Genomic DNA, 23,066 nt, shown 5'->3' on the forward strand with positions numbered 1-23,066 from the left:
GTCCATATGAGCGCCTTAGCGCAGCAAAGTGAAAGCATCTCCGTCTCGCCCGTCAGATACGGCGAACTTCACGCGCTTCTACCCGCAATGGCCAGTGTCATGGCCAATTCAACGCATTCGGTGATGATCAGACCTGCAGGAAGCGGCAAGGTTACTGAAGTTCTGGTCACACCTGGCGCACGCGTCCAGAAAGGGCAAGTGCTGATTACATACACTGATCATTCCCTGCATGAACTCTATCTCGAACAGGGGCAGACCAATGCGGCATTAAGTTCAGCCCGGGCGGCGGTCTCAGAGGCTGAAAAAGCTTATCAACGAGGGCGCTCCCTGAGCGGCACAACCGTCTCATCCGGGGAGGTCCTCCGCCGTCTGGCTATGCTCCAGCAGGCACAGGCCACATTGGCTGCAAAGCGCGCTGATAGTGAGACCATCAAGCATCGTCTTGAAGAAGAATTCACCTCTGCAACAGAGACGATCGGGCATGGTGAAGACTCCCGGCTTATTTCCCCCGTAGATGGCGTCGTTCAGAACGTCGGTGTTGCCGTTGCTGATGATGTTACAAGCGGCGATGTTGTCGCAAATGTAACAGACCTCTCATCAGTCTGGATCGTTGCGAGCATTCGACCGGAGGATGCGCAGGATCTCGTTATTGGTGGACGCTTTTCTGTTCGTCCGTCAGGTCATATGAAACAGCCGCCCGTCTTTGCGAAGATCAGCACTATTAACGATGTGGCGGATGCTGACACAGGGTTACTTCGGGTTATTGGTACGTTTGATAAACCTGCCGTTAATCTCAGACCTGGCACAATGCTGGATGCGACACTCGAGACTGCCCAAGCCGCCAAAGGAATTATTGTACCAGCCACCGCCATACAGCAGTTCAATGGCCACGATGTGGTCTACACCCCTTCTGGGGGCACCCTCTTCCAGCCCCATGACGTGCACATACTGCTCTCAACCGACGACGAAGCAGTCGTACAGAGCGATCTGCCTCCCGACAGTAAAGTCGTAAGTAGCGGCAGCTTTGCCCTCAAGAGCGCGGCCATTTTTTCAGCTTCGAGCGGCGACTGAAATATGCTGGCGTTCATTCAGAAAAATACCTTTCTCCTATTCGGCCTTGTCGCCGCCCTGCTGGTCGGTGGTCTTCTCACTATTCCCGGTTTGCCCGTGGAACCAGTGCCAGACATCTCTCCTCGTCAGGTCATGGTTTCTGTAACGGCACCGGGTCTCGCAACGGAGGAAGTTGAAAAACTTATCACCTTCCCGCTTGAGACAAACCTCACGGGGATACCTGGGGTCACTGACCTTCGGTCTGTGTCTCGTACGGGTGTGTCCGCTGTCTATCTGCAGTTCTCGGATGCAACAGACATTGATCTGGATCGAACACGGGTCAGTCAGCGTCTGCAGCAGGCGCGGGATACGATCTCGGTTCCTGGAATATCCATCACGATGGGCCCTCTTGCCACCGGTATGGGCGAGATCATGCAGATTCAGATCATGGGAGCAGGCTATTCCCTCACTGATCTGAATCGGATCATGACGTGGACCGTTGTGCCCCAGCTGAAGCTCGTTCCGGGCGTCGTTGACGTCAATGTCAATGGTGGCGCGGAAGAGACCTTCGAACTGACGCTCGACCCGTCCAGAATGGTTGCATACTGCGTATCCATCCGGGACATCGATCAGGCTATCGAAACCAATAATGCATCGTCCGGTGGAGGCTGGATTGCTCATCACGACGAACAGCAGGTAATCGTCGCCCGTGCGCGGGTGACGGGCCTCGACGCATTCGGCCTGATACCCGTCAAGATGGGCCCCCGTGGGCACGTCATTCGGATCCGCGATATGGGGAAAGTTGCTCTCGGCTCCCGTACGCGGCTGGGTGCCGTGACGCGTGACGGTAAGGGCGAGATCGTCAATGGCGTGGTCCTGATGCAAAATGGGGCCAGCTCAAATGCCACTCTGGACGCGATCAATGCAGCCCTTCCAGAAATTCGGCAGTCTCTTCCACCCGGCATCAAGCTTGACCCATTTTATACGCGCGCCAGCCTGACCTCTGAAACAATCGGAACGGTCAAGGAAAACCTGGTGATCGGCGCCATTCTGGTGATCGGCGTTCTGATTGTTGTCTTGGGTGACTGGCGAGCTGCCTTTGTCATCGCGTCTGTTATCCCGGCAGCCCTGATCTTCGCCATGGCGGGTATGCGGTGGTTTGGAGTATCCGCCAATCTGCTGAGCCTCGGGGCCATAGATTTCGGGATGATCGTCGACAGTTCGCTCGTCGTCGTGGAGCATCTTCTGGCCACCCGGGACAAAGCCACCAACAAGAACGACTTCAAAACACTCGCTCATCATGCACTTCTGAGTGTTATCCGCCCTGTCAGCTTCGCAATTTTCATCATCATTATCGTCTATCTTCCCATCCTTACCCTTCAGGGAATTGAGGGAAAGATGTTTAGGCCAATGGCCCAGACGGTTATTATGGCGCTGGTTGCGTCCCTTCTTTACTGCGTTATCTGCATTCCGACACTTGCGGCATTGGTCATGCGGTTTGGTCTGGTCGATCGGGAAACGCGCTTTGTGCGATTTGTACGCCGCTACTACGAACCCGCACTTGCCTGGAGCGAACACCACGCGAAACTCCTGACTGGCATTACACTCACAACATTCGCCATAGCTGTACTTGTTGCGTCACGCCTTGGCGGTGAGTTTGTTCCCCAGCTTGATGAAGGGTCTCTCCTCGTCACATCGCTACGGCTTCCGAGCGCCTCGCTGGATACAGTTTTACGGGGCGTGACTGAGGAAGAGCGTATTTTGAAGAGCTTCCCTGACGTTGCGACTGTGGTCAGCAACACGGGAACCTCGGCCATCCCCACAGATCCTATGGGTACCGCTGAAACAGATACGTTCGTGTTTCTCAAGCCCAGATCGGAATGGACAACGGCCGGGACTGAAGCTGGGCTTGTCAAAAAGATGAGCGCCGCCCTGAATGAGCGCCTGCCAGACGCAGATTACTCCTGGACGCAGCCTATCCAGATGCGAATGGACGACCTCCTCTCCGGCGTTAGAACACAGCTCGCAATTTCAATCTACGGAGATGACCTGGAGACACTGTCACGGCTGGCCAATACAACGATCAAGGCAATCAACAGCGTCCCGGGTGCAGCGGATGTGAACTCCGCCAGTGAGGGCACGATGTCCTACATGCATGTTGACGTAGATCGGGATTCAGCGGCTCGCCTCGGTGTGAATGTCTCGGACATTCTTCAAACCATAGAGGCCATTGGCGGCCATACAGGCACGTTCATTACTCTGGAAAACGCCATTATTCCGGCTCAGGTGCAGTTTGCGAGCGACGCTGTAAAATCCATGGATCGCGTGGGCAGGCTCCAGGTACGACGCGCAGATGGAGCCGGCTGGGTTCTGCTCAACGAAGTTGCCCATATTTCGCTCGTTGATGGGACGTCCCGCATAGATCGTGACAGCCTGCGCAGACGTATCATTGTACAGGCTAACGTCCGTGGGCGAGATGTCGCGAGCTTTGTGAAGGCCGCACAGGCAGCAGTTGAAAAGCAGGTTGTCCTGCCCCCTGGATACCGGATGTCCTGGGCGGGTCAGTTCCGGAACCTTGAATCTGCCAGCCGACGGCTTGCTATCGTCGTGCCAATCGCGCTTGCCCTTATTTTTATCCTTTTGGTGGCGGCACTTTCTTCTTTGGGTACGGCAGCTCTGGTGTTCGTCAACCTGCCCGTGGCCGCAACGGGCGGCATTCTGGCACTCGCCATACGAGGTATGCCTTTCAGTATTGCAGCCGGTATTGGTTTCATTGCCCTGTTTGGCGTTGCCATCCTCAATGGTGTGGTCTTGGTGTCCCAGATCCGGACCTATCGGGATGAAGGCATGGAGGCCGCTCAAGCAGCATTCGAGGCTGCTCGGGTTCGGTTGCGCCCCGTTATCGCAACCGCGTCCGTGGCGAGCCTGGGCTTTTTTCCCATGGCATTTTCCGGGAGTGCCGGAGCTGAAGTAGAACGGCCGCTGGCAACCGTCGTGATTGGTGGACTGGTGTCGTCAACGCTGCTCACGCTTCTGGTCCTTCCGTCCCTCTATGCGTTCTTTTTCAGCCGTCGATCAGATTTGAAAGGCGCGAAACCTACGTCTTCCGCAGGTTGAGTTGCGGCGGGGCTCAGTATCAGAAGACCTGTCCCAGTAGCAGTGAAGATGCAGAATTAACTTTTCGCATCTTCACTGCTTTACTATCTGATTATTTCATACATATACCATCAATCACGGCTGACGGAAAATTCGTAGCTTCTGACACAAACTTTGTTTTTTTTGCCGTAAAGACATGATCAAAGAGAAGTAACAAGAAGCTCGTTCTCCGTTCCTCGAACTGATTTCCATAGCAGTAAAAGGCCATACTGTATGATGACGGACACCAGCGGTAGAATAACAAATCCTGCGGTGACCCACGCGGCGGTGCTTCGGTTTGTCATTTGAGACGTAGCGTCATAGTGACCATAGGACAGGCAGAGTGCCAAAACGAAGCCAGTGACGCCCATAGACACTTTTGAAATTAATGTATTGATAGAATACGCCAGACCTGCGGCCCCGGTCCCGTCGACCGCACGGCCATTATCAATTGCGGCTGCAAGGAAAACATACGATATGGGGGACATCAGCCCCTGCCCTAAAGCCAACGCCACAAAAGCTATCAAAAATCCCGGCAACCATGCTCCGCAAAGGAGCATGGTTACATAAGCTAGGCCCTGGAGCACTGTTGCCGCAAAAGCTGTCTTCATGATCCCGAAACGGCGCGAGCTCATTGGACAGAAGAATGCTCCTGTAAAGCTGCAGACACTTGCAAGCGTCAGGATCGCTCCGCCCAAGGCATCAGTCCCACCGAGCACACATTTCACGTAGTAAATTGCAAACCCGTAAAGTGCGGCAATGACAATAAACTGTTGAAATACGATAGTGTTGCAAATGAGCCAAAGCCTGTTTTTAAACAGTAATCTTAAGGTTTTACGGACGTCATGGCGCGCAGGAGTTGTTGGATAACGCGCAACACAATTTGTGGATACCATCCGCCATAGAACAATACCTACGCAGGAAAGTAGCAGGACGAATATCGTAATTCCCCGCTGCCGGTGAGCTATGCTGCTCCCCCCTCCCAGCCAAGTTATGGCGGGAATGGTTAACGCGGCAATACAGAATTGCCCAACCTGACAGCCCATCATTCTGAACGAATTCAGATCAACCCGTTCGCGCGCTGACTTGGTCATCATGGGAGCGAGTGCACCATAAGGCGTGTTGATACAGGAATATACGGCGCCGAATATAATATACGTCCCCCCTGCCCATAGTATTTTTCCCGTGGGCGAAAGCGGTAACGGCAGGAAACAAAAAAAATCAGCAATACCGAGCGGAATTGCCAAATTCCTGATCAGCGGCCGAATAAAGAGTCCACCTTTTCGATCCACTACCCAACCGATTGCTGGATCGCAGAATGCATCGAACACGCGTGCAATGAGTAGGATCCAAGCGACAGAGGCTGCCGGAATACCGTAGATATCGGTGTAATAAAACATCAGATATGCTGACGTCAGACCCCACATCAGATTGGAAGACAGGTCTCCACAACCATAGGCCACTTTTTCACGACGAGAGATCTCGTTTGGCTGGCCTGTCATTACGACTCTCCAATGGCAGAAGGAAACCCTGAATGTGTTGCAAAACTCTGTTTTAGAGGCGCCCCGCTTTTAATTCTGTAGCAAGATGCTCACACGCCCGAATACTGAGCGCCATAACTGTTAACGTGGTGCCGAGTGATCCGCCTGTCGGGAAGCTGGATGCATCCGTGACATACAGGTTGGGGACTTCCCAGCATTGCCCATACGGATTCAGATATGAAGTCGCTGGGTCGCTTCCCATTCTTGCGCCACCACTTTCATGTATGGCGGCCCCCACTACCAGACTTTTCGGAAACATTTTGCGCATGAACCACCGGATTGGCCAGACTTGTGCGGGATACATCCCAGCGCCTTTCTGCCCTAAACCTAAGGGGGAAGCCCAGAAATCAACCAACCCGCCGCCACTTTCTATCATGTCAGCACTATCCTGGATTTGGCGCTTTAACATCGCCCGCTCGTTGGAATGGATGCCGCAACTGATGTGAGGGAGAGGAATACCCCATCGATCCTTTCTAGAATAATTCAGCGTAATCCGGTTATCTTCATAAGGAAGCATTTCACCGAAGCACATCATGGTGACAGGCAGATATCCCTGCGCATCCGGTCCAGCATAACGCCCAATCGATCCCTGATAAGTATAGCCACCGGTGAAAGAGGCATCGCGATGATCAGCGATATTTTCATATCGAGGCACATACATTCCCCCGGTCGCGCCAAATAAAGGATGTTCTGGAAGAGTTTCCGGCTGGCCTTCACGCGCGATCGCAGGCCAGCGCCCAAACATCAGGCTGGCGCATTGATCCATAAAATATCGGCCTAGGACGCCCGAACTGTTTCCGAGCCCGGAAGGATGTCTTGCACTACGGGAATTCAGAAGCAGCCGGACACTTTCAATGGGGGAAGCGCAGATAACAACGGCTTTTGCAGAGATCGTGTGCCGTTTGCGAGTGCGGCGATGGACAAATGTTACGCCTGTCGCTCTCCCGCTGTCTGAATCACTTTCAATCCTATCTACAATCGCTTCAGACTGAAGTGTCGTGCGGCCACTCGCTAGAGCCGCTTCTAAGCCAGCAGGCAAAGGGGAGCTTTTGTAACGGTTGAACCGCCACGCCACTGTGTGTCGATCTGCCCACCGTGCCTTCAGAGCAGCTCGAAATCCTTTTTCTGCCGGCGTCAGGATCGCAGGCTCTGCCATGATTCCGTCGGGCGCGGTCTCTACACCGTCATCATTCCCGCAAATTCCAAGGAAACGCTCAACCTTCTCATAGAACGGCGCAATGTCAGCGTAGGACAATGGCCAGTCTTCAGGTCCCGTTCCAAGACTTCGCCCTTTAAAGTCTGTATCGGACCAACGAAATAGAACGCGCCCAAAGACGTGTAATCGCCCCCCTGTCTGCCTGCCGCGGATCCAGAGAAACGGCCTGTCTTTCGGTGTCGTGTAGCCATGTGCCCAATCATTGACGAAAAGATGCCGGAGCTGCTCTTTGAAAAATGCGACGCGGGCCTGAATAGGCTGCCCCAAGAGCGTTGCCTTCACACGAGGAAAAAGGGCTGTATGAGACCAGTTTCGACCAGAACGTGGCTCGACATCAGATTGCCTAAGCCGCTGGCCAGCCTCCAGAACCAACACCGATAGACCCTGTTCGGCGAGCTCTTTTGCAGCGAAACTTCCAGCAGCACCGGATCCCACAACGATCACATCATACACGGTGCGGTTCATGCAGACTCCCCTTCAAGGCTGTCATAAATCGTGTTGATGAATTGAACGCCGTCTTTCAGCGCCTCTTCTGGATTAGCGCAGGAATCCATTTCCAGAATTGGGCCATATTTTAGGGGAGATTTTTTTAATCGAGTGGCCAACTCCACAAAATTGACGCTTCCCTGTCCTATCGGACGGAAATACGGTCGATGCTGGGCATAAATGGTCTCATTGATTTCAACTGAGATCGGCATCACACCTGACGCATCTTTCCAATGCATCGCCACCACACGCTCAAGATGTCGCTCAAGGAGTTTAACCGGATCTCCACCCTCAATGGTAATGTGCGCAGGATCCAGACAGAGAGAAACATAGCGTGGGTCAGTTAGAAGCATGAACAGATCCACATCCCGTGGAGCGCAAAAGACGGAATTTGCTTCGGTGTGCAATGCGAGCGCTACGCCAGAACGAGCAGTCACAGCCCCCATACGATTCAACAGATCCGCCATAGGCGGGGCAAGTGCCATATCGACAAACTGAACCGGCTCAGAAAGCCATGTCGTACGGCAAGGAAGGCCGACAACCAGCACTTTTCCGCCAACGGAAGACAGGAATGCTGCTGCTTCGGCAACCGATGTGAGAATCTGCTCTTCTGCCGCGCGGTGTTCGGACAGTGGAATACGGTCGAGGTCTGCGAAAAAGCTGGACCATATAGAAAGACCTCTATTTTTCAGTTCCTGCGCCAGATTTTTTTTGGAGCCGAAGGCTTTAGTCGCACTTTTCCAGTCAAATGGAGGAAATGTCAGCTCTATCCCGCTTACACCCGTTCCTGCCTGAGTATCCAGAATTTTTGTCCAGAAGACGAAAGGGTCTTTTTCTGCGAGACGTGCGATTTCGTCTTCGGAATTTACCCCCCAGAACTCGGGATTATAAAACGTGATCAGATCAGTCCCGGTTTTCATACAGGCTCTTTCTGTTGCCGCTCTCTAAAGCTGAGGATCGGAATAGACGCACTTGAGATGAAGTTCATTATGAAGAAGGAACGGACTGTGTGCAATCGTTTGCCATAAGGCACGTCACTGCAATTTTGCGGACACAATGAGCTGAAAGTCAGGGCGGGTCTAACTGGGTTTAGTGGCTTGGGCGCGCAATCGTGTCTTTTGTCTATACCAAAAACTCAACTGGTCTTCCGCCGCACATAATCAGGCGAGAATGAACCATGATGAGATTCCTCGAATACAAGAGACAAGCCCTTATAGGTAATGGGGGTTCGCCTACACGTCCGCGAGGCAGGCTGCCCCCAGCAATCCGGCTTCCGTCCCGAGTGTTGCCTGAATAAGAAGTGGCGCTTCAGTCGGGTAAAGAATTTTCTCCCTCACGGCACGATCAATCGCCGCTATAAGGCTCTTGGAGTTGCCCAAGCCGCCTCCCACCGGAATGATCGTGCATCCCGTAATGTTAACGACATGTGCGAGAGCAGCAGAAACGTAAGACAGGTAAACCGCCATCGTCCTTTCAGCTTGAAGGTCTCCTCCTTCCCACGCGGTCAGAATGCTGCGGCTATCGGAAACGTCTCCTCCAGCCCAGAGGTGCAGGCGCTCAAGCGCGCGGGCTCCTGCTATTGTGTCCAAGCACCCTGCCTGCCCACATCCACACTTAAAGAGTGGAACAATATTTGAATGATCAGGCTCACAATTCATGAATGGCGGTGGCAGCACAGTAGGAGAATGCCCCCATTCACCTGTGATACCGCCCAGGCCAGTTACGATTTTCCCGCTGAGTATATGGCCGCCACCAATACCCGTTCCCAGAATAATGCCGAATACGTTTTGATGCCCCTTCGCGACGCCAAATCTTGCTTCCGCAAGAGCAAAACAATCTGCATCATTGGCAATCAGAACTCGCCTATTGGCCTTGGTTTGTAAAAACTCCCCTAAGGACGCTTGCTTAAGGCAGGGAATATTGGCGGCATGAACAATGCCAGTTTCAGGATTTTCAACACCTGCAATTGCGATATGCAGGGGAACTTCCGGCCATGGCCGACACAGTTCGACGAGAGCGTCTACAAACGCGGTCAGGTCATTAACTGGCGTCGGCACTGCGGTTCTATACTCTAGTTTACCTCCTGGCCTCACAGCGGCAAAGTCGATGAATGAACCACCTATGTCTGCACAGAGAATCATATATGCGTCCGCTTAAGAATGAGGCAGCCCCGTCTGAAACGTGCAATAGCAGTCTCGTAGGCGAAGCGATTTTAGTGAGGCAGATTCACCACGTTCGTTATCCGGTTAAAGAGCGAGACGTTCTTTGTAAATATGTTGATGTAATTCTACGGTTTATAATTTAGATAAAAAATTATCTCACACCTAGCGTCTCCTGCGAGACGAGCAGGAAAACCAATGCTTTCAGCCGGCCACTACCAGATCCTCAGCACTCTCAGTCGTGAAGGCTCAAAAAGTCGAACCGAGCTGGCTCAATTCCTGGGGCTAAGCAAAGCGACTATTTCCGGGTTAGTCCGAGACCTCCTCGACAAAGACATCCTTTCTGAACGGGAACTCGTTTTCGGAGTAGGTCGGCCGTCTGTCTCCCTGGCCGTCAGAGCGGATGCTGCCTGGTTCATAGGCATTTCTATGCAGGACGACCCGATGGTGCTCGTGCTGACCGATCTGCACGGAACAGTACATGCACGTGTAGAGTTGCCTCGCCCTACGGATCCAGATGAGTGCATCAGCGCCCTTGCCAGAGCAACTGAGCAACTACGTCAGACGATGGGAGAAGCCGGAGACAAGCTTTCCGGGATTGGAATTGCGCTTCCCGGGTTCGTCTCTCGAGACAGACATACCTGCGTCGCTTGCACTGCCCTGGGGTGGAGGGACGTCAACATCGGCACGGCAATGGCAGAGAAGACCGGGCTACCGACATGGGTTGAAAACGATGCCAAGGCCCTGATCCTTGGTGAGGAACTCTTTGGGCCGCTCAGAGGCAGCCCCGATTTTAGCATGGTTTTCGTCAGCCACGGCATCGGCTGTGCGCATATCGTCAACGGGAAACTACTCTGGGGAAACTCGGGCGGAGCCGGAGAAATCTCACACGCTCCGGTAACACTGGAAAATTCCGATGCCCTTCCTTGCCGATGCGGTAACAAAGGGTGCCTGGAGACAGTTGCTTCCCTGCTCGCCATCTCCAATTCAGCGCGAAAGATCGGGCTTCCAACCAGCGCTCAGGAGCTCACAACCTTGGCTACAAGCGGCAACCCTGAAGCACTGACAATTCTGCATCGCGCAGGATCGGCCATGGGTATCGCGACGGCGCAACTCATCCAGATGCTGGATCCAAGCCACGTTGTGGTCATGCTCGACACAGCACTGAGAAACGGGGTCTACGGGCATGCACTTCTCCACGAAGCAGAATCCCACATTCTGAACCGCGTTGGCGCTCGGACCATGATCCATTTCCGCGATTTTGAACCAGATAGCTTTGCGAGAGGGGCGGCAAGTTTGGCCGCACGATATTTCATTTTTGGCCAAGACGACGTTTGAAGCCGCCCCAGACAAAAGAAACCACCAAAATTCGTGCTTTTTTAGCAACAGTTTTGAATGCAGATCGAAAATTGTTTTGTTCGCATTATGAATTAAGTTTCGCTTCTTTGAGACCTATTGCGTACTAAAACACGGCTCTGCATGATGATTGCCATAAAGAAACGAAAGATCGGCGCTGAGACGGGCCGTAGAGTGGAGTTGTCACAATGCGCATAACATTCCGTCAGCTTTTGGTTTCCTGTGTCACGATGGCCAGCCTCGTGAGCGTGAGTGCTAACGCACAGGATAACAAAGCTGCCCCCGCCTCATCCAAGGGCTCCTCGACAACCAAGGCTTCTGTCACGTCGCGACATTCCAACTCTTCAAGCCCAGGCCCTTCTGTTCTGGGGCAATTCACCCCGTCGGTAGAAGAGATCTCCGTTACGACTCATGCCCTGTCGGCAACAGGTGTTACGAACCGCACTCCTGGCGGCGGTCTCATGCCGCACCAGACGGCTCCGCGGTCGCAGAGTGGTGTCACGCGTGACTTCATCGCCAAGCAGTCGCCGTCTTCCAACATTACGTCACTGGTTGCGGATCTTCCTGGCGTTACAGTCTCGAGTCAGGATCCTTATGGCATGACTGGCGATCATATCCAGATGCGCGGACTGAATGAGACGCAGATCGGTTATCTGTTCGAAGGCGCCCCCCTGGCCGATCCGATTAACTACGCGCCTTATACCAGTACGCTGGTTGATACAGAGAACCTTGGGGCTGTTACTGTTTCTCAGGGCTCGCCTGACCTGAATGCTCCGTTTTACAATGCCGTTGGTGGCCAGATCACGGCGTCGGCCCTTAATCCTTCCAGGAAGGCTGGTGGCTTCATCGACGTTGCTGGTGGTACGCACAGCTTTAACAAAGAATTTCTTCGCCTCGAAACAGGCAATATTGGAAACTCGGGCATCCGTGGGTTCGTGTCGTTCTCCCACACCAGCTATAATAATGGTGCCCGTGGACCCGGGGGCCTATTCCGGTATCACGTCGATTCAAAATTCGTAAAAGAATGGGGCGACGGAAACAGTATTTCTGCAATGTTTTCCTATAACCGTCAGCAGGCAACATCATGGCGTTCGCCAACGATGGCGCAGTGGAAGCAATACGGCGTCGGATTTGCCTATTCCCCGACGTTCTCTCCGGGCAATGCCTCTTATTACAAGCTGAACCAGCAGAACCTGAATCAGCAGCTCGTCGTCGTGCCGATGCACTTCACACTCTCAGATCACCTGCATCTCCAGGTAACACCCTACTATGTGCACCAGTTCGGCCCCTCTCTTGGTGGCGAGAACATTCCTGCGAGTGGCGGATATTACGGAACACAACAATACGGCAATCTTGACCGTGGAACGGTTGTGAATGGCAACATCCTGACGTCCAGCCGTGATCCCTGGAATCAGAAGACTGGTGGCCTCAATACTTCCGCAGACTGGAACATCAGCAAAAGCAATACGTTTTCGTTCGGCTGGTGGTACGCGTATACAACACATGAAGAGCTTTCAGATTTCACGCCTGTCAACGCAAACGGTGTGGGCCTCTCAGGTGGCGTAATCCGACTGAACGGCAAGATCTTGTCCGGTTACGACCTGAATTTCATGCAGCAGGTCAACACGCTGTTTATTGCTGACACCCAGAAGCTCCTGAACGACAAACTGACGCTTAGCGCAGGCTTCCGGGTTGCTATGGTGTCACGTCAGGGTACCAACCTGATCCCAGGCGCTGATCCCTACAAGATGCAGGGCAACTATTTCGAGCCGCTGCCGCAGTTCTCTGCCAGCTATCAGATCACCAAGCAGGATCAGATCTATATCAACGGCACCACGTCTTTCCGTGCGCCAGAGTCTGTTGAAGCTTATTCCCAGATTTTCGACCCGAATTCCGCCCATGCCGTGATGCAGCCGCAGAGCCTAAAACCTGAATACTCGATCAGCGAAGAAATTGGCTATCGTCATCAGGACAAACTCTACAACTTTGCGATATCACTGTTTAACATCAACATCACGAACCATCAGGTTACATCAACGGGCTACATCCCGGGTACGAACATGATGGTTGCGTCCCCGATCAATATTGGTGGCCAGACGTCTCGTGGTGTTCAGGCCGAATTTGGACTAGCGCGCTGGCACCACTTCAGCCCCTATGTGTCTGGTCAGTTCCTGCACTCAACGTTTGATAATGACTTCAACACAGGCAGCGGTCTCCTGCCGACGGCCGGCAAGATTGCAGTTGGCGCCCCGAAGTTCACCGCTGCAGTCGGCCTGAACTATGATGACGGGCACTTCTTCGGCAATTTTGATCTGCGATATGTGGACTCCCAGTACACGACGTTCATGAACGACCAGAAGATGCCATCGTACATTACGTCAAACATCGCACTTGGTTACCGTATGAACTCGTATGGGCGTATCAAGCACCCACAGATTCAGTTGAACCTCACCAATCTTGGCGACAACCATTATCTATCCGGTTCGAGCTACACCTCCAACGCCAAGGCCCACCTGACATCCACAGGTGCGACCGCAAATGCCAGCGCACCAGTTTATTATGTTGGTGGCGTGTTCGCGGCGATGGTCTCGCTTTCCACAGGCTTCTAATTCCCACGACAGGCTGCTGATCACATCAATACTGGTCAGCAGCCTATTGAGAGGGCGATCTTTTGTTCAAGTTTCCCATATCGAGCCCTGCCGGGGCTTATGGATGGCGGCCTGTTCTTATCATGGCCGCCCTTTTTTTCAGCATAGGGTTTGTTACCTGGCTGAATGGGCCCCTTATCACTTTTGTACAGGTTGCTTTCAACCTTAGTGACGTGGCGTCCTTTCTTGTTCCCGTGTGTTTTTATCTTGCATATTTTGTCTTTCCCCTTCCGGCGACCTTGCTATCCAAGCGGATTGGCTTGAGACATGGCCTGGTTGTATCGCTGGCCATTATGGCTCTTGGCACCGGCCTGTTCGGGGAGTGTGTTAACGCACGTTGGTATGCGGGGGCGCTCAGCGGATTGACAGTGATTGGCGCAGGCCTCTCCCTCCTTCAGATCACGATCAATCCCTATGTCAGCTTCCTTGGCGATCACGACCGTGCGGCTCAGCGAATTGCCATTATGGGGGTGGCGAACAAGTTCGCAGGCATTGTAGCCCCTGCTCTGTTCGCGATTATTGTCATGCCGCACGTCGGAGACGTTGCGGCTAGCATCCATAACACACCTGCCGGACCGGAACGCGACGCTATACTTACAGGCTTTACCAATGCCGTACACACGCCGTACCGCGTGATGGCTGGCCTGCTCGGGCTGCTCGCATTTCTTGTCGCGCGATCCTCTCTCCCTGAAATTACAATGGAGCAAGACGTTCCGGCACAAAGGCCAGGGCGCCGCAGGAATTCGCTGAGACTAGCCACTGGGGTGCTCGCCATGTTCCTCTACGTGGGTATCGAGGTTTTGGCAGGGGACGCGATTGGGCTTTTTGGGCGTTCTTATGGCCTCTCTCTCGATGTAACCAAGTACCTGACGGCCATGACCCTCGCATCAATGATGGCTGGATATCTTGTTGGTATGGTCGTCGTTCCGCGGTTTATTAGCCAGGAACGCTACATGATTGTGTCTTGCATTGTTGGGGTCCTCATCTGCCTGATAGCGCTAACAACACATGGGATCGCACCCGTGTTGTGTGTAGCATTACTGGGCTTCACCAACGCCATGATCCTACCCGCCCTCTTCCCCATTGTACTCGCGGAAGCCGGGGCAGACGGCGCAAAGGCAACAGCCTTCCTGGTCATGGCCTTTTCCGGAGGGGCTGTGCTCCCTCAGATATTTGTTCATCTGATCCCAGAACTCGGAACAACATCGGCCTTTATGGGACTAGTAATCCCATCCTACCTCTTCATCGGGCTTTGGATGACTGTTATCCTGATAAAAACTCAACCAACGCTCGCTAACCTTGTCAAAACGCCTGCAGGAGCTCCCGAGGCATGAAAATCTTGATTTGCCCGGATGCGGCATCCGCTCGAACTGCCGCCGCCCATGTTTTGAAGCGTCAGATAGTAAAGAAACCCACATCCGTCCTTGGGCTCGCAACTGGGCGCACAATGGAAGCAATCTATAAGCTTCTTGTCACGGAACACCGTGAAAGCAATTTGGATTTTTCGTCCGTAACAACATTCAATCTGGATGAATATATCGGGCTAGATGCTGCGAACAAGCAGTCTTACCATTACTATATGCAAGAGCATTTGTTTTCGAAAGTTAATGTTTCGCCGAACAGCACGCACGTTCCTAATGGTGCGGCAAGTGACGTAGATGCAGAAGCCAAAAATTACGAAGCCGCTATTGCTCGGGCTGGAGGTATCGACCTTCAACTTCTTGGGTTAGGCCAAAACGGGCATATCGGGTTTAATGAACCACTTTCTTCACTGAACTGCCGAACACGCGCCATCACTCTTGCTCAGACCACGCTTGAGCAGAACGCGGAGATGTTTGGGGGCAACCCAGACAGCGTTCCCTCTCGGGCCATCACGATGGGAACAGCAACAATTCTTGAGTCACATATGGCTCTCATGGTCGTCACTGGCCCATCTAAGGCGCAAATTGCAGCACAGATGATTGAAGGGCCTGTTACTGCAGCTGTGCCAGGATCAGCATTGCAATACCATCCATCCTGCCTGGTCATTTTAGATAAAGATGCAGCATCTGCGCTCGTTGCGCGCGAAGCCATCGATTGGCAAATGAAGCACGATCCTGAACTGATGGCTCTGATGGATTGTTTATAAGTCATAGCGGGGCAAGATTTTTGTTCTCTGCCCCGTCAATTCTCATCATGTTCACGACCATAATAGAAACAGACGACTTAATCCGGCGCTGGGTATGAACCCCGTTGCGCCGGAAATAGCAAACCTTACCTTGCGCTTTGAACCAGTGCGTGAATTCCTGGAACGATAGCAATCAGCAAACCGCTCGGCGGAATAACGCGTTCCTTTCCTGCAAAGCTTGTCGGGTCGATCAACGTCAAATCCTGTTCCGCCAGCAACTGCTGAGCCTTTTTGTGCCAGGCACGATTATGAGCTCCAGGTTCCATTGCCTCCAGCCCGATCTGTGCCAATTGAGAGAGCTGCTTGGAGACAGGCTCAGCCAACTGGAGCTGAGGCGTCGTCGCAACTTGTTCATAAGCTGCATCATTAGCTGCCCAGACACTCAAGGAAGCTCGAAGCTGAGCGGCGGCACTCTTGTCCCCCGCGGCATAGTGCTTCGCCAGAGCGTTGAATTCTATGGCGCTGAAGCTATCCGGTGACGCAATAGCGGCTGGACTTTTGAGCATCGCATCCCCTGTGGGGCCTGCCAAATGGTTCAACGCGTAGTTCTGTACCGGCACGGTTACGGACGTTAGCACCGTAAGTGGAGTAATGTTGCTCGGTGTGAGTTCTGCAATCATCCGGTCCGTATGCTCGCGTGCGAGAAGGCCCGTGCTCTCGAGTTCATTCATGACAACGGGAAGCCTACGATACAGATCGTCAACATCCTGAACTGTTTCCGGCGACCAGAAGCGTTCAGCAATCGCTGCCGAACGCGGCCATAGCCGTGCATCCAGCATCTCATCAGATACAATTTCCGCCCACAACGGCGCTTCCCCGCCCAGGACCAGCTTGCGTTGGGCTTCGTCCAGAGGCGCCATATCCGGATCTGGAGCAAAAGCACGTTCTAGGCGATCCAGCGTTTGATGACGCAGCCGCTCGGCATCTTCAGCGCTTATATTAGCCGGGCGCGTCGCATCCGGATCAACGGCATAGTGGTTGGCTGAGGAGTACAGAAGATCCAGATAGTATCCGGCAGACACTACTACCGGATGGCCAGCCTTCGTGGCAGATCCAGTCCATTTCGCGTTTCGCCAGACTTCAACCACAACATCTTTCGGGATAGGCGCTTCGCTAACTTCGTCCCAACCCATCATGATCTTGCCTTGCGCGGCCAAAGCCTTTTCAATCTTGGCCGTGAAGGCTGCCTGAAGCGCCGGGACATCCTTATATCCATTGGCCTTCATGTAAGAGACAATCGCCGGGTTATCCAGCCACTGCTGATCCTGAACCTCGTCCCCACCCGAATGGATGTAGCGATCCGGAAAAAGCCTTCCGATTTCGGCATAGAGATTTGCCGCAAAATCAATGACCTGCGGGCTAACCGGGTTCAGTGCTGCGTTATTCAGATTGGGCCTTCGGCTACAGTTCGTCGTTGTCTGCCCATCCGCTGAACTCGTCGTACATGCTCTGCCCGCGGCATCAGTCACTAGCACGGGTTGTTGCGCTGCCAACTCTGGATAGGCTTGCAACAGGGAGAGCGTATGCCCGGGAATGTCGATCTCCGGAACCACCCTGATCCCACGATCGGCAGCATATTGGACAATGCTCCGGACCTGAGATTGCGTATAATACTGGTGATGCGCGCCAACATCCTGAAGCTTCGGGTAACGAAGGCTCTGGATCCGGAAGCCCGTCCCATCACTCAGATGCCAGTGTAGAACGTTGAGCTTTGTGAGCTCCATCGCATCAAGCTGGCGCTCCATAGTCTCGACAGACATGAAATGTCGGGAGACATCAATCATGAGACCACGCCAAGAGAACCGCGGGGCATCCTGAATATCACCCTCAGCAAGCTGGCGACCTGATGGACCTGCCTGCACAAGTTGCAGAAGAGTAGCGAGGCCGTGGATCACCCCTGCTGGTCCAACTGCCTCAAGTTGAATGTTCTGCCCCTTTACGGACAGACTGTATCCTTCCCGTTCATTTACCGTCAGATAAGCAGGGTCCTGCCCGGCTCGAATATGCAGGACGGTTTTGGGTTCGGTACTGTCTGAACCGCCATATAATTTTTCCAGTCGGCCGAGAAACCGGGCCACGGCTCGCTGCTCAAGAGCTGTGGCTTTTCCGTCCCAAACAATCTTCACACCTTGAAATGGAACGGATCGACCGCTCAAACTCATGTGGGCGGGAACAGGGAGCAAAACCGGGCTGGAAGACAATGCCTCCTGGGATTGCGCATGCGCTTGAGACACGGAAAATGCGCAGACACTACTGAGCAAGACCCCAGAAAGTGCGAGAGCGTGCTGAAGGTGTTTTTTCACAAACTGTTTTTCCTGATCAGTTAGGAGAGATTTTCGCGGTTCACATAAAACTTCATGAGACAGAGTCTCGGGGCGGTGATCCGAAGACGTCATAACTGCGTCAATGCGTCAGGCTCATCGATGCAGTCAGGGGGGGGGCTTAAAAAGGGAAAAACTTCGGCCATAATTCAGAACAAAGTCTCTCATTCGACGTCATTTCTTCACTACTCCCCCGAAAGATTTTTTGTATTCTTATTACGGGATAGGAATTAAATCTCTGTCAATAGATTTTCATGTTGCATTAACGACGCCAAGATTGTTTAGGCGAAAAACTTAATCAAGAGCGGATAAAGCCCCTCTCAGAGCCCTATTTGGGTTCATACACACCACAATTTTGAAGCTCGTGGATGACTTAGAAAACGATGCATCCATCGTTTTTCATTAGTCGTTTGCTCCACTCAAAAGATAATCCTCCTCGCTTCAGCATGAGAGCGCTGCCTGTAGAAAAACGAAGATGCATGATTTTTGAATCAGGAAAATCATTCTCGCGACATGTTTCCTTTGGAAGGAAAGACAGGCAACCCTTTGCACAGTCAAAGACGGAAAAGAATGCTGTCTTTTATGGATACAACAATCACCCACGATGAATTTGCACAAAAACAATCGCAAATAATAGAAATATATATTCTAATTTCACATATATTTTATCAAAAAAATAGGTTTGTATTTAGATTTAATCAAAGTAAATAATTGTGCATCCGCAATAAGGCTCGCGCCATAAATATGAAATCACCAGAATATTACTTTCTAGAATTTCAAAAAATTCTAATGTCCACCACAACGTTCGTGGCCAGTTCATCCGGCTTCTACTCTCCCCGGAAATGTTCTGTATCACTTCCTTGTGCCTGACTCCTATAAAGGGGGCGAGAAAATCAATGGCGTCTAAATCTGAAATTCTGATTGTTGGTGGTGGCGTTGCAGGCCTAGCCCTCGCGACGCGGCTTGGAAAAGCCATGGGAAAACCGGGAAAAGCCCGCATTACGCTGATCGACAAAAGCTTTTCCCATGTTTGGAAACCAATGCTCCACTGCTTTGCGTCAGGCACAGTGGGAAACGAAAACGATCGTATCAATTTCATCACTCAGGCCAGCGGCCATCACTTCGAGTTCTGGCCGGGAGAAGTTGTATCACTTGATCGAGAAAAGCATGAAGTTGTCCTCAGCCCTCTTCATGCTTCCGATGGGACGGTGGTATTGGAAAGCCGAACCATTAAGTATGACACCATAGTCATCGCTATTGGTAGTTGCGCCAATGATTTCGGCACACCAGGCGTCAAGGAACACTGTCTTTCCATTGATAACCTGGTCGAAGCAAATGCTTTCAATGAAAAATTTCGAATGGAGCTTCTACGATCATTCGCGAATAATTCGGAACTGGATATTGCAATTGTTGGCGGCGGCGCAACGGGCACCCAACTCGCCGCAGAATTACACAAAGCACTCGAAATAGTCGGGCCTTATAACCTCCATGCTTTTGGCAAACCGCCACCGAAACTGCGTGTCACGCTCCTCCAGTCAGGGCCACGTATTCTTCCGGCCTTTCCGGAATCAGTGTCCGCAGCAGCCCAACAGGAACTGGAACGGATTGGGGTAACGGTTCGAACATCAGCACGTGTCGCGGGGGCAAACTCAACAGGTTTCGTCCTGAAAGACGGGTCCCAAGTCTCGGCAAAACTTCGGGTCTGGGCTGCAGGTGTAAAAGCTCCCGAAGTTACGACAACTTATGGTGGGCTTGCTCTGAATAAAACTGGGCAGATCCTGGTCAATCCAAACCTGTCTTCAATCGCAGATGACAGAATTTTTGCCATGGGAGACTGCTCATTCATCGAGAATGATCCCCTTCCCGCAACCGCGCAGGTTGCCAGACAGCAGGCTCGGCATCTCGCACGTTACCTGCCTGCCTGGATCGAAAAGGGCCAGAAGGTTCCTGCCTGTATTTTCCATAACAAGGGCGCCATTGTCGCCTTGGGGAAATACAACGGCTGGGCAGCGCTCCCCGGAGGCACCGTGTGGGGTGGTGGCGTGTCTCATGGTTTGTCAGCGAGGCTTGGACACCTGATGCTCTACAGAAAGCATCAAGTCGAAATTTTTGGCCTCTATCGCGGTCTGATTTCTTGTTATTCGGATTGGGTCGAAGGTTTCGTACGACCTTCTGTGCGACTGGACTAAACGCCGCCATTAGCGGTTCAAGAGACCTCGGATAACATTTGCGCCACGACGCGCTGCCCCCGGAGAACGATCGCCGAGCGACTTGTCAGCCATTTCTTTCTGTCGGTCACGGTACAGTCTATGGCGTTCGGGCGCGGCGCGGATAACATTCAGAAGATCCCTGGGATCATCCACCACATCTCCGAAGTGCCAATGCGCAAAATCGGGATTATTTCGCCAATTAACCTGATGAGCATTCAGGAAAACGCACGGCCGAGGCGTTTCCAGAAATTCGTAAACCTGACTACTCACATCTCCTACGTAAATATCAGCAGCAGACGTGTACGTCATATCGACACAGCGCTCAGATCCAGTGTCGATCAGTATTTGAGAATTGCTTCGCCCGTTCCAGCTATCTCGAACTAATTGTCTGCGCCGCCTGAACATCTTTGTGTGGGGCGCAACAATCAAATTAAAATCAGACTGCTCGGAAAACTGCTCAAGCAGAGGCTCAATAAACCGTTTCCAGGATGACAGCCCCCTCGCCTTATGAGCATTGTAAAGCACCGTTGGGCGTTGAATGGAAAAGAACCGTGTTACATCGGGAAAGAGCTTGCAGGTCTCAAGCTTGACTGATCCGATCACTGAATGATTTTCAGGCTTGATCAGTGCGTTTTCCAGCATTCTTTGGGCCGATTTTTGGCCTGACAGAAGAACATGATCAAATGCTTTGACTTCGCTGGTGAAGCCACGCGCACGATCACCGCAGCCATGTGGAATGTAGATCAATTGAGGAGACGAAATACCAAGTCGCCTCGCGGAAGCGACAGTATCCTCAACCGTTACAATGGCATCGTATCGATCCAGCTCAGCAGCATTATCGCGCAGCACCATATCCTTGAACATTCCCAGGATACGGATGGACTGCATCGCAGCGGTCGGCAATGATCGACGAAGTGGCCGATACTCCATTTCAGGAGCTCCAGCCGCGTAACGAACTCTTTCTAGGTGATAAGGTGTTTCCGGATCGTTGTAAAAGTTTGTAATATTGACTTTGTCAGATTGAGCTAATTCCAGCGCAATTGCCGCAGCGTGATAACACTGATAAGATTCAGCAATGTACAGAAATGCAACGTTCTTCATGTCTAAATATATAGTTTTCTCTCATTTGGTAAGCAAGCACCATTGAATACCATGTCACGAGAAAACGGATTACTGAAACGTACGCTGTCAAATCTTGCATGGCTCCTGGCAGGCAAAGGCGTTGGCGCAGTTCTGAGTCTGATTTATCTGGGACTGGCCGTTCGAACGCTGAAGAGCGAAGGTTTTGGCCAGTTCACCCTCGTGTTCAGCACAGCCCAGGCCATCGCTGCGTTCGTCAGTTTTCAGACGTGGCAAATTATCATCCGGTATGGCGTGCGTCACGTAACGGCACAGGATGAAAGCGCCCTTTCACGCCTTACAGGATTCTGTATCGGCCTTGATGTATCCGGGGGCATCGCCGGATGCCTCATTTCATGGGGCGGGGTTACTCTTTTGGGCCCGCTGCTTGGTTGGTCCCACGCCCTGTCCAATGCCGCACTTGCGTTCTGCTTTGTTATCCTACTGTCAGTCCGGTCCACCGCTGTTGGTCTGCTGCGGCTGCACGACCGTTTCGGTGTAGGAGCCATGGCTGATGCTGTTACCCCGATTGCACGGTTTATTGGTGCGATTGCCGCAACCTTTTGGCATCCAACAGTCACAGGCTTTCTTATTGCTTGGGCTATCGCCGATATTATTACAGCGATCGCTTACTGGATGTGCGTCATGCGGACCATGCCACGGTCTCTTCGCATGAGTGATCTCCGGCAAGGGTGGCAAGCCCCGCGAGAGAACCCGGGGATTTGGCGTTTCACATGGCTTACAAATCTGAATTCAATCATCGGGACAGGCTGCAATAATATCGTATTATTGCTTGTCGGTATTTTTACAGGTGCCACTGACGCAGGCCATTACCGCTTGGCTTATCAGCTGAGTCAGGCACTTGTCCGCGTGTCAGAAATGTTCTCCCGAGCGGTATTGCCAGAGCTTGCCCGTGCTCATGCCAGTCAGGAAGCTGATAATATAAGACTATTACTTCGCCGTTCGACTGGTCTCGCAATCGTCGTAACGGTGGTTATAGCGGTAGCTCTTGCGGCCGGCGGGCGTCCGGTTCTGCAGTTAGTGGCCGGACATGCTTATTTAACGGCGTTCCCTCTACTCGTGACGCTTGGCATTGCCGCCTCCCTGGACCTTATAGGCGTAAGCTTTGAGCCAGCCCTTATTGCGACTGGTCACGCAGGCCGGGCACTTCAGGTTCGCATTGCCCGAACAGGGGTTTTGTTCGCAACGCTTGCTGTTCTGATGCCATACCTTGGCACTATGGGCGCCGCCTTGGGTATGGTGGCTTCAGCAATTCTTGGGCTTGGGCTTTCTGCCATTACAACCAGACAGGCCCTGGCAAAGGCCCAGAAACTCTCTGATACGCTCACCAACAGGCCTTGAACGGAAATCTTACTCAGCCATCTGGTCAGAGCCGGAAAGAGAGAGTAGCACATCCGGTATGGATCGCCGGATCAGGAACTCAGCATATCTATTGGGCTTTTGGCCCTTGGTGCTGCTTGCCTTATTGGCACGCCTAACGTTCGGTAGCCTTGTAACAACGTCGTCAGTCGTTGACGATTCCTTAAACGAACTCAAAAAATTAAGCATTTTCTGTGCGCCGCAGGATGCCTCGTCCGATCCAGGCACACATCATCATCAGAACAATCAACAGGACGACGCGTTTCTACTGTCTGATG

Annotated in this window: 14 protein-coding genes; 8 read left to right on the plus strand and 6 right to left on the minus strand. The window is 52.6% G+C overall.

Annotation, left to right across the window (positions count from 1 at the left end; genetic code table 11):
- Positions 1 to 6 precede the first annotated feature (6 nt).
- The gene (locus M2305_RS14320; protein WP_264649770.1) at positions 7 to 1,071 is read left to right on the plus strand and encodes an efflux RND transporter periplasmic adaptor subunit; all 1,065 of its coding nucleotides are present in this window, start codon (positions 7 to 9) and stop codon (positions 1,069 to 1,071) included.
- A gap of 3 nt (positions 1,072 to 1,074) precedes the next feature.
- Complete coding sequence (locus tag M2305_RS14325) at positions 1,075 to 4,167, plus strand: efflux RND transporter permease subunit (RefSeq protein ID WP_264649771.1); 3,093 nt, start codon at positions 1,075 to 1,077, stop codon at positions 4,165 to 4,167.
- A 179-nt stretch (positions 4,168 to 4,346) separates the two neighbouring features.
- Here M2305_RS14325 and M2305_RS14330 read toward each other — a convergent pair whose 3' ends face one another.
- The 4 genes from M2305_RS14330 to M2305_RS14350 form a co-directional block, all read right to left on the minus strand.
- The gene (locus M2305_RS14330; RefSeq protein ID WP_264649772.1) at positions 4,347 to 5,687 is read right to left on the minus strand and encodes an MFS transporter; all 1,341 of its coding nucleotides are present in this window, start codon (positions 5,685 to 5,687) and stop codon (positions 4,347 to 4,349) included.
- A 52-nt stretch (positions 5,688 to 5,739) separates the two neighbouring features.
- Positions 5,740 to 7,407 (minus strand): FAD-dependent oxidoreductase, encoded by a 1,668-nt coding sequence (locus M2305_RS16250; protein WP_276556469.1) that lies wholly within the window; start codon positions 7,405 to 7,407, stop codon positions 5,740 to 5,742.
- A complete protein-coding gene (locus tag M2305_RS14345; RefSeq protein WP_264649773.1) occupies positions 7,404 to 8,348 on the minus strand; it encodes a sugar phosphate isomerase/epimerase family protein in 945 nt (314 codons plus the stop codon). Before M2305_RS14345 ends, M2305_RS16250 begins: the two co-directional genes overlap by 4 nt.
- Before the next feature lie 312 nt (positions 8,349 to 8,660).
- Positions 8,661 to 9,569, minus strand: coding sequence for an ROK family protein (locus tag M2305_RS14350; protein ID WP_264649774.1), 909 nt, complete (start codon positions 9,567 to 9,569; stop codon positions 8,661 to 8,663).
- A 216-nt stretch (positions 9,570 to 9,785) separates the two neighbouring features.
- Here M2305_RS14350 and M2305_RS14355 point away from each other — a divergent pair, with 216 nt between their 5' ends.
- The 4 genes from M2305_RS14355 (at position 9,786) to nagB (ending at position 15,719) form a co-directional block, all read left to right on the plus strand.
- The gene (locus M2305_RS14355; protein ID WP_046901815.1) at positions 9,786 to 10,925 is read left to right on the plus strand and encodes an ROK family transcriptional regulator; all 1,140 of its coding nucleotides are present in this window, start codon (positions 9,786 to 9,788) and stop codon (positions 10,923 to 10,925) included.
- Between the two features lie 206 nt (positions 10,926 to 11,131).
- Complete coding sequence (locus tag M2305_RS14360) at positions 11,132 to 13,552, plus strand: TonB-dependent receptor (RefSeq protein WP_264649775.1); 2,421 nt, start codon at positions 11,132 to 11,134, stop codon at positions 13,550 to 13,552.
- A 122-nt stretch (positions 13,553 to 13,674) separates the two neighbouring features.
- Positions 13,675 to 14,925 carry a glucose/galactose MFS transporter gene (gene gluP / locus M2305_RS14365; RefSeq protein WP_264649776.1) on the plus strand — a complete coding sequence of 417 codons (1,251 nt, stop codon included), beginning with the start codon at positions 13,675 to 13,677 and terminating at the stop codon, positions 14,923 to 14,925.
- Positions 14,922 to 15,719, plus strand: a complete 798-nt coding sequence (gene nagB / locus M2305_RS14370) for a glucosamine-6-phosphate deaminase (RefSeq protein WP_264649777.1) — start codon at positions 14,922 to 14,924, stop codon at positions 15,717 to 15,719. The genes gluP and nagB overlap by 4 nt, the downstream gene beginning before the upstream one ends.
- Positions 15,720 to 15,844: 125 nt before the next feature.
- Here nagB and M2305_RS14375 read toward each other — a convergent pair whose 3' ends face one another.
- Positions 15,845 to 18,061 carry a beta-N-acetylhexosaminidase gene (locus M2305_RS14375; protein ID WP_264649778.1) on the minus strand — a complete coding sequence of 739 codons (2,217 nt, stop codon included), beginning with the start codon at positions 18,059 to 18,061 and terminating at the stop codon, positions 15,845 to 15,847.
- Positions 18,062 to 18,975: 914 nt separating this feature from the next.
- On the opposite strand from M2305_RS14375, the gene M2305_RS14380 reads away from it, so the two are divergent.
- The gene (locus tag M2305_RS14380; protein WP_046901819.1) at positions 18,976 to 20,268 is read left to right on the plus strand and encodes an NAD(P)/FAD-dependent oxidoreductase; all 1,293 of its coding nucleotides are present in this window, start codon (positions 18,976 to 18,978) and stop codon (positions 20,266 to 20,268) included.
- 9 nt (positions 20,269 to 20,277) lie between these two features.
- On the opposite strand, the gene M2305_RS14385 is transcribed toward M2305_RS14380, so the two are convergent.
- Positions 20,278 to 21,219 carry a CDP-glycerol glycerophosphotransferase family protein gene (locus M2305_RS14385; protein WP_264649779.1) on the minus strand — a complete coding sequence of 314 codons (942 nt, stop codon included), beginning with the start codon at positions 21,217 to 21,219 and terminating at the stop codon, positions 20,278 to 20,280.
- Positions 21,220 to 21,441: 222 nt separating this feature from the next.
- Here M2305_RS14385 and M2305_RS14390 point away from each other — a divergent pair, with 222 nt between their 5' ends.
- On the plus strand, positions 21,442 to 22,770 hold the full coding sequence (locus M2305_RS14390; protein WP_264649780.1) for a lipopolysaccharide biosynthesis protein: 1,329 nt from the start codon (positions 21,442 to 21,444) through the stop codon (positions 22,768 to 22,770).
- The last annotated feature ends 296 nt before the right edge of the window (positions 22,771 to 23,066 follow it).

The organism is Gluconobacter cerinus, assembly GCF_025961355.1.
In the GTDB taxonomy this organism is placed as follows: domain Bacteria; phylum Pseudomonadota; class Alphaproteobacteria; order Acetobacterales; family Acetobacteraceae; genus Gluconobacter; species Gluconobacter cerinus.